The organism is Halosegnis marinus (assembly GCF_029338355.1).
In the GTDB taxonomy this organism is placed as follows: Archaea; Halobacteriota; Halobacteria; order Halobacteriales; family Haloarculaceae; genus Halosegnis; species Halosegnis marinus.
Genome location: NZ_CP119802.1, coordinates 269,481 through 284,343 on the forward strand (window position 1 = coordinate 269,481; position 14,863 = coordinate 284,343).

The window sequence follows — 14,863 nt, forward strand, 5'->3', positions numbered from 1 at the left end:
GCCGAACCCTCCGGTATGAACGTCCGCTCCTCCGACCTCGCGGCGTACGTCCTCCTCGCGCTCCCGGTTCTGGCGGGGCTCCTCCTGTGGGGCGCGCTTCCCGACCGGATGGCCATCCACTTCGGAACGAGCGGCGCGCCGGACAACTACGTGGCGCGGCCGCTCGGCGTCGTGCTCGCGCCCGGCGTCGGCCTGTTCGCCGTCCTCGTGACCCGGTACGCGCCCGACTGGCTGAGCAGGACGTACACGGCCCCGCAGGTGGAGCGCGCGACGGTGGTGTTCGTCGCCGGCGTCGTCGCCTACGTGCAGGGGTTCGTCCTCGCGTGGAACCTCGGCTACCGCGCCGACCCGACGCTGCTCGCGGTGGCCCCGGTGCTGGTCGCCGCGGGCGCGTTCGCGGTGTACACCTACGCGCGCGGCGGCGCCTCGGCCTGATGGCGCGGCGGCTGGACGCGCTCGGTATCGGCGCGTGCCTCCTGCTCGCGGGCCTGTTCGCCGCGACGTACGCCGCGCTCCCCGACACCCTCGTCACCCACTGGAACGCCGCGAACGAGCCGGACGGCCGGCTCGCACGGCCCGTCCTCGTCGCCGTCTCGCTCGCGCTCGTCGCCGGGACGTACGGCCTGTTCCGCGCGCTCGCGTGGGCCGTGCCCGACGTCGAGGCCGACGACCCGCTGTATCTCACGGTCGCGGGGGCGACGCTCGCCTTTCTCGTAGCCGTCGACGGCTTCCTCGTCGCGTGGAACCTCGGTTACCGCCTCCCGGTCGGGACCGTCGTCCCCGTCGCCGTCGGGGCGCTGCTCGCCGTCCTCGGCGGCGCGATGGTCCGGTTCGACACGGCCGCGAGCGGCGCGACGTGGCCGACGGACCCGACGCAGCGCGCGCACGTCTCGCGCACCGTGGGCGGGAGCCTCGTGGTCGCGGGGGGCTGGTGTCTCGCCGGCCTCGTCGTGCCCGAACACGCGACCGTGCTCGTCGTCCTCGGCGCGACGGTCGTGCCGCTGGTCGGCCTCGGCTACGCCGTCGCCACGCTCCCCGCGAACGACAACGCCTAAGTTTAGGCTTGCCTAATCCCGCGGCGTGAAGCTGACGCGACGGGACGCGCTGGCCGCGCTCTCGGGGGCCGGCATCGTCGCCGCGGGCGGCGCGGCCGCGCTCGCGCGCGAGGACATCGACGCCGGGGACGGGGACGGAGAGCCGTCGCTGGACCGCGTGCTCGCCACGCTCGTCGCGGCCGCGGAGACGACGTACCCGAGCGAGGTGGAGGGGATTCCGGACTTCGTGGAGGCGTACTCGCTCGGGCGCATCGAGGGGCGCGAGGGGTATCTGGCGGGGGTGCGCGAGGCCGTCGGCCAACTGGACGAGACGGCGCGCGCGTGGGAGGGGGCACCGTTCGCTGACCTCGACGGCGCGACCCGCGACGACGTGCTCCGCTCGCTCGGCGTCCACACCGCCGAGGAGGTGCCCGACGGCACCATCCCCGAGCGCGTCCGCTACTACGTCGTGAACGAGGTGCTGTACGCGCTGTACGCGTCGCCGACCGGGGGCCGGCTGGTCGGCATCGAGAACCCGCAGGGGTACCCCGGCGGGACGGAGAGTTACCGGCGGGGGCCGCGGTGAGCCGCGTCTGTGTCGTCGGCGCGGGGCCGGCGGGCGCGCTCGTCGCGGACCGCCTCGCCGACCGCGGCCACGACGTGACCGTGCTGGAGGCCGGCCCGCGCTTCGACCCGGGCGAGGACCGCGAGCGCATGGAGCGCGCCATCCGCCCGGCCCACACGGACCCCGAGGTGTGGGAGATGGGCGGCGACCGGGACGCCTTCACCGCGTCGGGGCCGCACTACTACCCGCTGAACGTCTCCCGCGTGAAGGGCGTGGGCGGCTCCACGAACCACTGGCAGGGGATGGTGATGCGGCTCCACGAGGCGGACCTCGCCGGCGCGAACAACGGCCCTGCGTGGCCGCTCTCGTACGAGGACCTCCGCCCCTACTACCTCGCCGCGGAGCGCGCGCTCGGCGTCGCCGGGGCCTCGGACAACCCCTACGCGCCGCCCCGGGAGGAACCGCATCCGATGCCGGCGTTCCCCCCCTCCTACTCGGACTCGCTGTTCGCCGAGGCGTGCGAGGCCGTCGGCGTCGATATGCACTCGGTGCCGAACGCGCGCAACTCCGAGCCGTACGACGACCGGTCGGCCTGCGTCGGCTACGGCACCTGCAAGCCGGTCTGCGCCTCGGGCGCGAAGTACTCGGCCGACCACACGATAGCGAAGGCGGAGGCGAAGGGCGTCGAGGTGGTCGCCGAGGCCCCCGTCCAGCGACTCGTCACCGACGCGTCGGGCGAGCGCGTCGCCCGCGCCGAGTACGTGACGGAGGGCGAGACGCGCACGCTCGACGCCGACGGGTTCGTCCTCGCCGCGGGCGGCGTCGAGATTCCCCGCCTGCTCCTGCTGTCGGCCGACGACGCCCACCCCGACGGGCTGGCGAACTCCTCGGGGCTCGTCGGACGCTACTTCCACGAACACCTGTTCGCGGGGATGGGCGGGACGCTCGACGAGCCGACGAGACAGAACCACGTCGGCTTCATCACCTCGGAGTCCCACCGGTTCTACGACGACCCCGGCGCGGGGACGGACGCGATTCCCGCGTCGGACGCCGACCTCGCCCCGTTCAAACTGGAGTTCCTCAACTACGCCGGCCCCTCGCCCGTGGAGATGGCGCTCGCCGGCGACGGGTGGGGAGACGACCTGCTCGACAGGCTCCGGGACGCCTACGGCACCCACGTGGCGATGGGCGGCCTCGTCGGGCAGCCCCCGCTCGCGCGCAACCGCATCCGGCTGGACGAGTCGCGCACGGACGACCACGGCAACCCCGTCCCCGACGTGGTGTGGGAGATAGACGCGAAGACCCGGCGCACCCTCGCCCGCGCCAACGAGATACAGCGCGCCGTGCTGGAGGCGATGGGCGTCGATATCGGATGGTCCGTCGGTCCCGAGAACACCGGCCCCGCGTACCACCACATGGGGACGACGCGGATGAGCCGCGACCCCGACGCGGGCGTCGTCCGCCCCGACTGCCGCACCCACGACGTGGCCAACCTCTGGCTCCCCTCCTCCTCGGTGTTCCCCAACGGCGGGGCGGTGAACCCGACGCTCACCATCGCGGCCCTCGCCCTCCGAACCGCGGACGCCGTCGATTCGGCCTTGTGAATCTCTACCAGAGGAGGACCAACCCTTTTACCTCGCCGCCGAAGGGTCGGGTACGGATGTTCCTCCCCTCCGCGTGACTGCGCTGGTCTCCGCCGCCAGCCACGGTTGCCCGCCCGCCAACCGCCGACACTGGCACGCATGTCACGCACGATACTCGCCGCACGAACCGACAGTGGAACCGCCGACACGACCGAACTAGCCGCGCTGCTGGCGGCCGAGGGCCACGAGGTGTGTGCGACCCTCGCCGCGACCCGGCGCGAACACCCGGACACGAACCTCGGGCCCGCGCTGCTCGACCGCGTCGCGACGGCCGTTCGCGACCACGACGCGGAGACCGTCGCCGTCGACGCCGACCTCACGCCCGCACAGACGCTCGCCGTCGCCGACGAACTGCCCGACGGGGTCCGCGTCCGCGACCGCACGCGAGTCGTCCTCGACACCTTCGCCGACCGCGCCGGCACCGAGGCCGCCCGCGTCCAGGTCCGCATCGGCCGGCTGGAGTACGAGCGGGAGCTCCAGCGCGAACTGCTCTCGGCCGGCGACGTCGAGGGGTTCTGGCCGGACGACGACCACCGGAGCGTCCGGGCCATCGAGCGACGGCTGACCAAAGCCCGTGCGGAACTCCGGGACCTCCCCGACCCGCGCGAGCGCTACCGCGACCGGCGCGAGGCGGGGTTCGACCTCGTGGCCGTCGTCGGCTACACGAACGCCGGGAAGTCCACCCTCGTCCGACGGCTCGCGGACGACATGACGCTCGACCGGGCGGGGAGCGGCAGCGCGAGCGTCGAGGACCGTCCCTTCGAGACGCTCTCGACGACGACCCGGCGGGCGACGTTGAACGGAAGGCGCGTCCTGCTCACCGACACCGTCGGGTTCGTCTCCGACCTCCCGCACGACCTCGTCCGGTCGTTCGACGCCACGTTCGCGGCCGCCTACGAGGCCGACGCCGTCCTGCTCGTCGTCGACGCCGCGGACCCGCCCGAGCGCATGGCGCGCAAGGTCCGGGTCGCGCGCGAACAGCTCTCGGACGCCGACGGGACCGTGGTTCCCGTCCTCAACAAGACGGACGCCGCGAGCGACGAGCGACTCCGCGCGGCGGCCGACCGCTTCGACGGCCCCGTGACCGCGAGCGCGACGGAGGGCGACCTCGCCGACGTGCGCGAGCGCCTGCTCGACGCGCTCCCGACCGCGACGGCCACCCTCGACCTGCCGAACGACGGCGAGAGCATGTCGCTCGTCTCGTGGTGTCACGACCGCGCGGACGTGCGCTCCGTCGAGTACGGCGAGCGGGTCACGGTCGAACTGGCCGGGAACCCGGCGGTCGTCGCGGAGGCCGAACGTCGCGCTTCAGAAGGGGAGGCCGCCGGCCAGTAGCCCGGCGTCGATGAGAAGCAGGACGGCGAGCGCGGCCGCGCCGCGCAGGAACGGCTTCGCCTCGCGGGCCGGTTCGCGGAGCTTGCCGGCGTCGAGGCCCCGGCGCAGGCGCGCGCCGGCGATCTCGACGAGCGCGGTCATCGCGACCCAGAGGACGAGCATCGTGAGAACGAGGTGTCCGCGGGGCGACCCGACCAGCGACTCGAACGTGTAGAGGTTCCCGGCCTGGTGGCCCCCCGTCAGGAGGAGGACGACGGCCGAGGCGCGGGAGACGGTCGTCAGGCCCCCGGTGACGCGGGCGAACGCCTCGTTGCCGATATCGCCCGCGACCGCGGCGGGGTTGACGAACAGCGCGACGTAGAGCACGCTCCCCGTGAGCGCGGCGGCGAAGACCATGTGTAACACGTACGACACCGACAGCACCGCCTGATTGACCCCCGACTGCAGCGGGACCGCGAGGAAATCCATGTGCGGGGGTCGGACGCCGCCCCCCTCAATCTACCGCTCGCGGCGGGTCGGCCCCCGTCAGTCGTCGCCCGGTGCGCCTGCAAGCGTCGACGGCTCCGTCTCCCCCTCGACGCGCTCGACGCGGACGCTCGACACCTTGTACTCGGGGATGCCGGACTCGGGGTCCACGGTGTCGCCCTGTGTGAGCGCGTTCGCCGCGCCCTCCGCGAAGTGCATCGGGACGAAGACGACCCCCTCGCCCACGCGGTCGGTGACGAACGCACGGACGACGACGGACCCGCGCGCGGAGGCGACCCGGACGTACTCGTCGTCCGCGACGCCGAGCGACTCCGCCGTCGCCGGGTGTATCTCCACGAACGACTCGGGGACGTGGTGGGTCAGCCCCGGGGCACGTCGGGTGAGCGTCCCGGTGTGGAAGTGGTACATCACCCGCCCGGTCGTGAGGGTGAGCGGGTACGTCTCGTCGGGGAGTTCGCCGGGCCGGCCCATGTCGGCGGGGACGAAGCGGGCCTTCCCGTCCTCGAAGTTGAAGCCGTCCTCGTAGAGGTAGCGCGTCCCGGGGTCGTCTGCGTCCCGGCAGGGCCACTGGAGGCCGCCCTCGGCGTCGAGTCTGTCGTGGCTGATGCCGCCGTAGATGGGTGCCAGCGAGGCTATCTCGTCCATCGCGTCGGCGGGCGAGTCGTAGTCCCAGTCCGCGCCGAACCGCGCCGCGACCTCGGTCAGGATATCGAAGTCCGCGCGCGCCTTCCCCGGTGCGTCGCGCGCCGGGCGGACGCGCTGGACGCGCCGCTCCGTGTTCGTGAACGTGCCGTCCGTCTCCGCGAACGAGGCGGCGGGAAGTACCACGTCGGCGTGTTCGGCCGTCTCCGTGCGGAAGAGGTCCTGCACGACGAGGAACTCCAGCGCGTCGAGCGCCTCGTCGGCGTGGCCGATATCGGGCTCGGAGAGCGCGGGGTTCTCCCCCATCACGTACAGCCCCCGGACCTCGCCGTCGAGCGCGGCGTCGAACACCTCGGGCACCTTCAGCCCGTACTCCGCGGGCGGCTCCGCGCCCCACACGTCGGCGAAGTCGGCGCGCACGTCGGGGTCGGCCGGGTCCCGGTAGCCCGGGAGCTTGTTCGGGAGCGTGCCCATGTCGCCGCCCCCGCCCTGGACGTTGTTGTGGCCGCGGAACGGCGAGAGGCCGGCGTTCGGCTTGCCGACCTGCCCGAGCACGAGCGCGAGGTTCGCCACCGCGAGGACGTTGGCCGTCCCGTGGCTGTGCTGGGTCAGCCCCATCGCCCAGCCGAAGACGACGTTCTCGGCGTCGGCGAGCGTCTCCGCCGCGCTCGCGAGCTCCTCGGGCGGGACGCCCGCCAGCCGCTCGACCTCCGCGGGCGTGAACGGCTCGACCTTCTCGCGGAGTTCGTCGAAGCCGTGGACGTGTTCCTCGACGTAGTCCGCGTCGTGGAGGTCGTGTTCGATGACGTACCGGGTGAGGCCGTTGAGCCACGCCACGTCGTAGCCCGGGTCCGTCCGCGTGTACTGGTCGGCGTGTTCCGCGATGCCGGTCCTTCGGGGGTCGAAGACGACGAGGTCAGCGCCGTCGCGGACGTTCTGTTTGATGCGCGTCGCGAGGACCGGGTGCGACTCGGTGGTGTTCGACCCGGTTATCAGGTAGGCGTCCGCGCCGGCCACGTCCGCGATGGAGTTCGTCATCGCGCCGTAGCCGACGGTCTGGAGCAGCGCCGCGACCGTCGAGGAGTGACACAGGCGCGCGCAGTTGTCGATGTTCGGCGTCCGGAGTACGTCGCGCGCGAGCCGCTGCATCAGGTAGTTCTCCTCGTTCGTCGCCTTCGAGGAGGCGAACGCGGCCAGCGCCTCGGGCCCGTAGTCGTCGCGGATGCGCTCGAACCCCTCGACCACCCGGTCGAGCGCCTCGTCCCACGACGCCGGTTCGAGGTCGCCGTCGCGGCGGACGAGCGGCTTCGTGAGCCGGTCGTCGCTCCCCGCGAACTCGTAGCCGAACTTCCCCTTCACGCACGTCGAGAAGTCGTTCGCCGGCGCCCCCTCGGGGTCGGTGGCGCGCACCCCGAGCACCTCGTCGCCCTTCGTGTGGACCTCGAAGCGACAGCCGACCGCACAGTAGCCGCAGGTGGTCTCGGTGGCGTCGATGTCGCGGCCCCGGAAGCGCGCCGTCGCGTCGGCGACGTCGAACAGCCGTCCCTCGGGGAGCGTCTTGGCGGCGACGGCCTCGGCCGCGTGTTCGGCCGCGAGGAAGCCCCGCTCGCCGGCGTCGCGGGCCGACGCCCGCGCCCGCGCCATGAACCGCGCGACGCCCGACTTCCCCTCGGCGGGGTCGGGGCGGTCCTCGCCGCCGACGGTCTTCCCGATGGAGTTCTTCTGATTGAACCCCGGAATCGGGAGCGTCTGAGCGTCCGCGTAGCCCGTCTCCACGAGCGACCCGGTCGGACAGACGGTGGCGCAGTGGCCACACGAGACGCACTGGGAGTCGGCCATCGTCTCCGCGTCGCTCATGAACCCGATGCGGGTGTCCTCGCCCGTCCCTTCTATCCTGAGCACTCCCTGCACCTGCACGTCGTTGCAGGCCTCGACACAGCGGTTGCAGGTGATGCACTTGTTCCGGTCTATCTGGATGTTGGGCGAGGAGTCGTCGAGCGGTTCGTACTCGCTCCGGTCGTCGAAGACGCCGTAGCGCGGGTGCTCGACGCCCTGCTCGACGGCCGTGTCCTGGAGCTCACACCGGCCGTTCTTCCCGCAGGTCGTACACCGGAGGTTGTGGTTGGAGAGGACGAGGTCGAGGTTCACCTCGCGGGCCTCGGCGGCCTCCGCGGCGTCGGTGCGCACCTCGGTGCCGTCGCGCGCCGGCCGCGAACACGAGGCCACGAGGTCGCCGTCCGCCTCGACGGTGCAGGTCCGGCAGGTGGAGCGCGGCCCCACGAGGTCCGTGGCCTCGCTCTCGCGGTCGTAGCGACACAGCGCGGCCACGTCGTCGCCCGCGCCCGCGGCCTCGACGGCGTCGAGCAGGGTCGCGCCGGCCGGCACCGTCACCTCCGTGCCGTCGACGGTCAGGGTCGTCTCCGCCGCCGCGCCGACGGGCGGGTCGTTCGCGGTGCCCGTCTCGAAGTCCTCCGTCAGCGGCGTCTCATGGGTCGGGTTATCGACACCCGGCACCCGCGGCAGGGGGTCGTCGGCGCTCACGGGCACTCACCCGCGGGACACCGCCCCTCGGCGTGGGCACGGAATTCGGGCCCGAACTCCTCGACGGCGGTGAGGACGGGCCGGGCGGCCGCGACCCCGAACGAACACAGCGAGGTGTCGCGCACCGTCCGCCCGAGTTCCGTCAGCCTCCCCTCGTCGAACCGGCCGTCGTAGAGGTCCCGTAACATCCCGTGGAGCTGTTTCGACCCCTCGCGACAGGGGACGCAGCGCCCGCAGTTCTCCTCGCGGGCGAGCTTCGCGCGGCGGCCCGCGAGCGCGACGGCGCAGTCGTCCTCGCCGTGGAGCGCTATCGCGCCCTCGGTGCCGAGTCGCGCGGCGGCCATCGCGTCCGCGTTCGCCGGCGTGTCGAGCGAGCGCGTCAGCCCGCCGAACCGCCCGCCGACGGTCGCGAACCGGAACTCGGGCGTGCCGAGCGCGCCCGTCGCCTCGCGCAGCGGCGCGTCCGTCGGTATCTCGACCGTCGCGCGCTCGTGGTCCATCGACACCGTCACCAGCCTGGTGCCGGGGTCGGCGCGCGCGCCGACGGTACCTTCGCGGACGAGCGCGACGACCTGCGCCAGCGTCCGGGGGGTGTGTATCGCCGTCGGCCGGCCGAACAGCCCGTACTCGGCGGGGCCGGGCGGGCGGCGGCGCGCCTCGATGCGGTCCGCGCCCTCCATCGATTCGAGCGCCATCGTGGGCTCCGCGACGCGGAAGTCGTCGGGCGCGGCGACGACCTCGACCCGGTCGCCCGCGACGGCCTCGATTCTGGCCGCCGCGAGGTCCGCGTCCGCGGGCAGGAGCACGACCGTCTCCGTCGCGCCGACGATTCGCGCGACCGCGAGCGCGCCGTCGATAACCGTGGCGGGGTCGGCTTCGAGCAGGAGGCGGTCGCCCGTGATTCGGGAATCGGACTCGGCGGCGTTGACGACGACGACCGGGTCGCCCGAGGCCTCGCGGGCGAGGTCCCAGGTCTCGTGGACCGCGTCGGCGTCGACGGTCGCGCCGTCGCCCCGGCCCCGCGGCCGGAGGCCGGCCTCGCGGACCGCCGCCTCGACGGCGTCCGAGTCCGTGTGGACGCCGTCGGTCAGAGGGGCGGCATCGGCCGGGTCCGCCCACCCCGCGCGGGCGAGGACGCGACGCTCGCCCGTCGAGAGCGTCGGGTGCGAGAAGGCCGGGCGCGCCTCGTGGCCGCCGTCGGCGACTTCGAGCGCGCCGTCGGTCGGGAGCCGTCCCTCGGCGACGGCCGCGGCGAGCGGTTCGGCGTCGGCGGGCGCGACCCGTGCGTGGACCGCGGTGCGGCCGCCGACCGTGGCGAACGCGAGCGGTTCGAGCGCCGCCGCGCCCGCCGGCCCGACCTCGCGGACCGTCGCGCCGGCCGCGCGGGCGGCGGAGGCCACGGCGGCACCGCCGGTCGCCCCGCCGACGGTCACGCGGAGCGTGTCCTCGGATGACATACGCCGACCACGGCCGCGACCGTCTAAAGGGTACCCGACGGCCGGCGTCGGGGGGTCGTGCGGCCGTGTGAGCACTCTTAAGGCCGGGCCGCCGCTTCTCCCGCACATGCAACCACGGGACCTGTCCGCGCACACGCCCTACGAGGCCGGGCGCGGCATCGAGGAGACGGCCCGCGAGCTGGGGGTCGACCCCGAAGACCTCGTGAAGCTCTCCTCGAACGAGAACGCGTGGGGACCGTCGCCGAAGGCCGTCGTCGCCATCCGCGAGGCCGCCGCCGCGGTCCACGCCTACCCGAAGGCCTCCCACGCCGACCTGCAGGCCGCGCTCGCCGACCGCTTCGACGTGGCGGACGGGCAGGTGTGGCTCGCCAACGGCGGCGACGGCGCGCTCGACTACCTCGCGCGCGCCCTGCTCGCCCCCGGCGACGAGGTGCTCGTCCCCGAGCCGGGCTTCGCCTACTACGCGATGTCCGCGCGCTTCCACCACGGTCGCGTGAACGAGTACCCCCTCCGCAAGGCCGAGGACTTCGAGCAGACCGCCGAGGGCGTCCTCGACGCGTACGACGGCGAGCGCGTCGTCTACGTCACCTCGCCGCACAACCCCGCCGGCACCGAGATGCCGCCCGACGAGGTGCGCGCGCTCGCCGACCGCACGAACGACGACACCCTCGTCGTCGTGGACGAGGCGTACGGGGAGTTCTCCGAGACCCCCTCCGCCGTCTCCCTGCTGGGGGAGCGCGACGACGTGGCCGTCCTCCGCACCTTCTCGAAGGCGTACGGGCTGGCCGGCTGTCGGCTCGGCTACGCGGTCGTCCCCGACGACTGGGCCGACGCCTACGCCCGCGTGAACACGCCCTTCGCCGCCTCCGAGATAGCTTGCCGCGCGGGGCTCGCGGCGCTGGAGGACGACGACCACGTCGAGCGCACCGTCGAGGGCGCGAGGGAGTCGCGCGAGTACATGTACGAGCACCTGGACTGCCCGACGTGGGAGTCGGGCGGCAACTTCGTCCTCGCGGAGGTGGGCGACGGCACCCGCGTCTTCGAGGCCGCGAAGCGGGAGGGCGTCATCGTCCGGGACACGACCTCGTTCGGCCTCCCGGAGTGCGTCCGCATCACCTGCGGCACGCCCGAGATGACGGAGCGCGCCGTCGGGACGGTGAACGACCTGCTATGAGGGTCGCGCTCACGGGCACTCCCGGCACGGGGAAGACGACCGCCGCGGACCTCGCCGACGCGGGCCTCGACACGGTACACCTGAACGAGGTCATCCGCGAGGAGGGGTTCGACACCGGCACGGACGAGGAGCGCGGCTCCCTGCTCGCCGACACCGAGGCGCTCGCCGACTGGCTCGACGGCCGCGACGACGCTCTCGTCGAGTCGCACCTCGCGCACCTGTTCGACGCCGACCGCGTCGTCGTCCTCCGGTGTCACCCCGACGAACTCGTCGAACGGCTCACCGCACGGGGCGACTCCGAGGCGAAGGCGCGGGAGAACGCCGAGGCCGAGGCGCTCGACGTGGTGCTCTCGGAGGCCGTCGCCGAACACGGCGCGGGGAACGTGTACGAGATAGACACCACCGGACGCGACCCAGAGGCCGTCGCCGCCGACATCGAGGCCGTCGTCGCCGGCGAGCGCGAGCCCTCCGCGGGAACCGTGGACTTCCTGGGGTGGCTCGGGTGACGCTCGACCAGTACCGCGACGTGGCCGACCGCGCGCTCGCCCCGCTCGTGAACGCCGCCGTCTCGCTCGGCATCACCCCGAACGGCATCTCCGTGCTCGCCTTCGCCGTGGCGACGGCCGCCGGGGCGAGCTACTGGGTCGCGGACCCCGGCACGCTCCCGTACCTCCTCGGCGCGGTCCTCGTCTTCTGTAACGGCGTCCTCGACCTCCTCGACGGGATGGTGGCACGACGCACGGACACGGCGTCGGCGGCGGGCGACCTCCTCGACCACGTCCTCGACCGCTACGCGGATATCGTCGTCCTCGTGGGGCTGGCGGGCGGGACGGGCGAGTTCGCCATCGGGCTGGCTGCCGTGACGGGCGTGTTGATGACCTCCTACCTCGGGACGCAGGCACAGGCCGTCGGCCTCGACCGCGTGTACGGCGGGCTCGTGGGCCGTGCGGACCGTCTCGCTATCATCGGCGTCGTCACCGCCGTCGCGGCGTTCACGACCGCCGGCTACGCGGGGCTGTCGCTCGTCGGCCTCCTGCTCGTCTTCTTCGCCGTCGTGGGGCACCTGACCGCGCTCCAGCGGTTCTACTACGCGATGCGGGCGCTCTAACCCCGGACACCCTAGTCCCAGAAGGCGTTCGTCCGCGCGTACTCGCGTTCGCGCGCGAGGATGTCGCGGTAGAAGTCGTCCTCGTCCTCGCGGAGCTTGTTGATGACCCGGGCCGCGTTGCGCGGGCCGACCCCGCGGGCCGCCAGCGCGACGACCGCCTTCTTCCCGTGCCCCTGCACGAGCGACCCGGCGGTGAAGGCGCGCTCGACCATCCGCTCCTCTTCCTCGTCGCGCTCCGCCTTCGGCTTCCGGATGGCCTTCACCACCTCGTCGGCCCAGGGATTGAGCGCGGCGATGCGTGTCGACCCGCACTCCGGGCAGGTCGGCGGGTCCGAGATGCGCTTCACCTGTCGCTTCGTCTCCCAGTCGCCGCAGTGGAGACAGTAGAGCAGCATCCGGTCGTTCTCGATGCGCTCCTTCACCGTCTCGATGACGGACGCGTCGGCGTTCTCCGGCGAGAGCAGTTCCTGGCCCGAGGAACGACCGGCCAGCCCCACCGGGGTGCGCTCGCCGACCGTCTCGACCGCGACCTCGCGGCGGCGTATCGACTCCAGGACGGCGGCGGCCCGCTCGGCGTCGAGGTCGACGTGGAGGGTCTCGCGGAGCGCCTCGTCGTAAACGGGCGTGTCGCGCAGCGCCTCCAGCAGTCGGTCGCGGCCGAAGCCGCGGCCGGACTTCCACCCTTTGAGCGCGCCGAACTTGGCCGCGACCTGCGCGAGCGTGTACTTCAGCGCGTCCGAGTTCTTCAGCGAGAGTTCGATGAGCGGTTCGACGTGGCCGGGGTCGGTGTCGAACAGCAGGTCCACGACGTCGCCGATGTAGATGCCCGAGGGCACCTCCATCTCGATGCGGTAGGGGTCGGTCTCCAGCGCGACGGAGGAGCCGGTGCGCTGGCCGACGAGCGCGGAGAGCAGCCGGCCGAGCGTCTCGTTCGCCTTGTGGCCGAGCGCGGCGTTGAGGACGATCTCGCGGCCGTACCCCTCCACCAGGACGGTCTCGTCGGTGGGCATCGCGGCCTCGTGGCGGGCGACGGGGTCGAGCGCGCGCCGCGCGGTGTGCTCGTCGGTCGGGTACTCCTCGGCCATGCCGCGGGCGACACCAGCGACCGACTGCCCGGCGTCGAGCGCGGCCTTCGCCTCGCCGCGCATCTCGCCCACGCGCTGGGCCACGTCGTAGGGCACTGGGATTTCCTGGCCCGTCCACGACGGCACCTCGCCGCCGGGGTCCTCGACGGGCGTGACCTTCACCTGCTCGTCGTCCTCGTCCACGTTGGTGATGCGCCACATCTCGCCGCCCTGGATGAACACCTCGCCGGGGGCGGCGAAGTTGACGACGAACCGCTCGGCGAGCGTCCCGACGGTGCGCCCGGAAGCCATGTCCACGACCCGGAAGTTCTGCTCGTCGGGGATCATCGAGAGGTTGTTGTAGAAGTACTCCCACGTGCCGCGCGACTTCTCCAGCCGGTCGTGGTCCTCCTCCAGCCACAGCACGTGATTGGCAGAGAGCTCCCGAACCACGTCCTTGAACGTCGCCTCGTCGAGGTCGCGGTACGGGTACGCGCGCCGGACGATCTCGTAACAGCCCCGCGCCGATATCTCGCCGAAGCCCATCAGGACGCCGGCGATCTGGTTGGCGACGGTGTCGAGGCTCCCGTGGTGGATAGCCGCGTCCTCCACGACCCCCTCCTCTGCCATCCGGGTGATGGCCAGCGCCTCGAAGGTGTCGTCCGGGCGGGTCGTGATGACCGTCCCCGACGACACGGCGCCCGACTCGTGGCCGGCGCGCCCGACCCGCTGGAGCAGGCGCGCCACCTCGCGCGGGCTCTGGTACTGCACCACGTGGTCGATGGAGCCCACGTCGATGCCGAGTTCCATCGAGGAGGTACACATCAGCGCGTCTATCTCGCCGGCCTTCAGCCGGTCCTCCACGTCGATACGGGCGGACTTCGACAGCGAGCCGTGGTGGACGGCCACGTCGGTGCCGTACTCCTTCAGCCGGGAGCCGAGCCCCTCGGCCGTCGTCCGGGTGTTGACGAATATCAGGGTGGAGTCGTTCTCCGACACCACCTCGTCGATGTACCGGACCTGGCTCGCCACCGCCGCGTCCGTGACGAGTTCGGAGGCGAGCACCTCGTCCTCGCTCGTCACCTCCGGCTCGACCACGCGCACGTCGATGGCCGCGGCGTCGGTCGTCTCCACGACGGCGCAGTCGCGGTCCCCGGTGAGGAAGCGACCCACCTCCTCGGGGTCGCCAACCGTCGCTGAGAGGCCGATACGCTGGAACGCGCCCGCGTACTCGCGGAGGTGTTCGAGCCCGATAGCCAACTGTGCCCCCCGCTTCGAGGCCGCGAGTTCGTGGACCTCGTCCACGACGACGTGTTCGACGTCTTCCAGGGCGCGCCGGAGCTTCTTCCCCGTGAACATCGCCTGCAGCGTCTCGGGCGTCGTCACCAGCACGTCGGGCGGGTCGTCGGCCTGCTTCGAGCGCTGGTAGTCGGTCGTGTCGCCGTGGCGCACGTCCACCTCGATGTCGAGCGTCCCGCCCCACCAGTCTAGCCGCTCGCGCATGTCGCGGTTCAACGCGCGCAGGGGGGTGACGTACAGCGCCTGTATCCCGTGGGTCGGGTCGCGCTCGGAGATGGCCGACAGGACCGGCAGCATCGCCGTCTCCGTCTTACCGGTGCCCGTGGGCGCGACCACGAGGGCGTTGCGGCCGCTCGCGAGGGGCGGAATCGCCTTGCGCTGCGGCTCCGTCGGGCGCGTGAAGCCGCGCTCCGAGAGCGCCGCCCGCACCGGGTCGGACAGCGCCGCGAACGCGTCGAGTCCCTGCGCGTCGCTCACTGCGCGGTCGTAGGTGTGGGAGGCGATTAAGCGACACG

Annotated in this window: 12 protein-coding genes; 8 read left to right on the forward strand and 4 right to left on the reverse strand. The window is 72.9% G+C overall.

The window, feature by feature from the left end:
* Nucleotides 1-15: 15 nt before the first annotated feature.
* From P2T37_RS01565 to P2T37_RS01585, 5 genes are all read left to right on the forward strand, one after another.
* Nucleotides 16-435 (forward strand): DUF1648 domain-containing protein, encoded by a 420-nt coding sequence (locus P2T37_RS01565; protein WP_276234989.1) that lies wholly within the window; start codon nucleotides 16-18, stop codon nucleotides 433-435.
* A complete protein-coding gene (locus P2T37_RS01570) occupies nucleotides 435-1,055 on the forward strand; it encodes a DUF1648 domain-containing protein (protein ID WP_276234990.1) in 621 nt (206 codons plus the stop codon). The genes P2T37_RS01565 and P2T37_RS01570 overlap by 1 nt, the downstream gene beginning before the upstream one ends.
* A 25-nt stretch (nucleotides 1,056-1,080) precedes the next feature.
* Nucleotides 1,081-1,620, forward strand: coding sequence for a gluconate 2-dehydrogenase subunit 3 family protein (locus tag P2T37_RS01575; protein WP_276234991.1), 540 nt, complete (start codon nucleotides 1,081-1,083; stop codon nucleotides 1,618-1,620).
* Nucleotides 1,617-3,203: a GMC family oxidoreductase gene (locus P2T37_RS01580; RefSeq protein WP_276234992.1), complete on the forward strand. Its 1,587-nt coding sequence runs from the start codon at nucleotides 1,617-1,619 to the stop codon at nucleotides 3,201-3,203. The genes P2T37_RS01575 and P2T37_RS01580 overlap by 4 nt, the downstream gene beginning before the upstream one ends.
* 138 nt (nucleotides 3,204-3,341) lie before the next feature.
* The gene (locus P2T37_RS01585; protein WP_276234993.1) at nucleotides 3,342-4,577 is read left to right on the forward strand and encodes a GTPase; all 1,236 of its coding nucleotides are present in this window, start codon (nucleotides 3,342-3,344) and stop codon (nucleotides 4,575-4,577) included.
* On the opposite strand, the gene P2T37_RS01590 is transcribed toward P2T37_RS01585, so the two are convergent.
* Genes P2T37_RS01590 through P2T37_RS01600 form a run of 3 tightly spaced genes read right to left on the reverse strand, consistent with a single transcriptional unit; the run spans nucleotide 4,551 to nucleotide 9,703 of the window.
* Nucleotides 4,551-5,045, reverse strand: a complete 495-nt coding sequence (locus P2T37_RS01590; protein WP_276234994.1) for a CopD family protein — start codon at nucleotides 5,043-5,045, stop codon at nucleotides 4,551-4,553. The two genes, P2T37_RS01585 and P2T37_RS01590, sit on opposite strands and share 27 nt — an antisense overlap.
* Before the next feature lie 57 nt (nucleotides 5,046-5,102).
* Entirely contained in the window at nucleotides 5,103-8,246 is a 3,144-nt protein-coding gene (gene fdhF / locus P2T37_RS01595) for a formate dehydrogenase subunit alpha (protein WP_276234995.1), read from the reverse strand.
* The gene (locus P2T37_RS01600) at nucleotides 8,243-9,703 is read right to left on the reverse strand and encodes an NADH-ubiquinone oxidoreductase-F iron-sulfur binding region domain-containing protein (protein WP_276234996.1); all 1,461 of its coding nucleotides are present in this window, start codon (nucleotides 9,701-9,703) and stop codon (nucleotides 8,243-8,245) included. Before P2T37_RS01600 ends, fdhF begins: the two co-directional genes overlap by 4 nt.
* Before the next feature lie 106 nt (nucleotides 9,704-9,809).
* Here P2T37_RS01600 and hisC point away from each other — a divergent pair, with 106 nt between their 5' ends.
* The 3 genes from hisC to P2T37_RS01615 are packed head-to-tail and all read left to right on the forward strand — an operon-like array spanning nucleotide 9,810 to nucleotide 11,985.
* Nucleotides 9,810-10,877 carry a histidinol-phosphate transaminase gene (gene hisC / locus P2T37_RS01605; protein ID WP_276234997.1) on the forward strand — a complete coding sequence of 356 codons (1,068 nt, stop codon included), beginning with the start codon at nucleotides 9,810-9,812 and terminating at the stop codon, nucleotides 10,875-10,877.
* A complete protein-coding gene (locus P2T37_RS01610; protein WP_276234998.1) occupies nucleotides 10,874-11,383 on the forward strand; it encodes an adenylate kinase family protein in 510 nt (169 codons plus the stop codon). The genes hisC and P2T37_RS01610 overlap by 4 nt, the downstream gene beginning before the upstream one ends.
* Nucleotides 11,380-11,985: a CDP-alcohol phosphatidyltransferase family protein gene (locus P2T37_RS01615; protein WP_276234999.1), complete on the forward strand. Its 606-nt coding sequence runs from the start codon at nucleotides 11,380-11,382 to the stop codon at nucleotides 11,983-11,985. The genes P2T37_RS01610 and P2T37_RS01615 overlap by 4 nt, the downstream gene beginning before the upstream one ends.
* A gap of 11 nt (nucleotides 11,986-11,996) precedes the next feature.
* On the opposite strand, the gene P2T37_RS01620 is transcribed toward P2T37_RS01615, so the two are convergent.
* The gene (locus P2T37_RS01620; RefSeq protein ID WP_276235000.1) at nucleotides 11,997-14,825 is read right to left on the reverse strand and encodes a DEAD/DEAH box helicase; all 2,829 of its coding nucleotides are present in this window, start codon (nucleotides 14,823-14,825) and stop codon (nucleotides 11,997-11,999) included.
* Between the last annotated feature and the right edge of the window lie 38 nt (nucleotides 14,826-14,863).

Coding starts and splice junctions, on each gene's coding strand:
- P2T37_RS01585 (WP_276234993.1), top strand. CDS start 3,342: ATGTCACGCACGATACTCGCCGCACGAACCGACAGTGGAACCGCCGAC.
- P2T37_RS01590 (WP_276234994.1), bottom strand. CDS start 5,045: ATGGATTTCCTCGCGGTCCCGCTGCAGTCGGGGGTCAATCAGGCGGTG.
- P2T37_RS01565 (WP_276234989.1), top strand. CDS start 16: ATGAACGTCCGCTCCTCCGACCTCGCGGCGTACGTCCTCCTCGCGCTC.
- hisC (WP_276234997.1), top strand. CDS start 9,810: ATGCAACCACGGGACCTGTCCGCGCACACGCCCTACGAGGCCGGGCGC.
- P2T37_RS01610 (WP_276234998.1), top strand. CDS start 10,874: ATGAGGGTCGCGCTCACGGGCACTCCCGGCACGGGGAAGACGACCGCC.
- P2T37_RS01570 (WP_276234990.1), top strand. CDS start 435: ATGGCGCGGCGGCTGGACGCGCTCGGTATCGGCGCGTGCCTCCTGCTC.
- P2T37_RS01600 (WP_276234996.1), bottom strand. CDS start 9,703: ATGTCATCCGAGGACACGCTCCGCGTGACCGTCGGCGGGGCGACCGGC.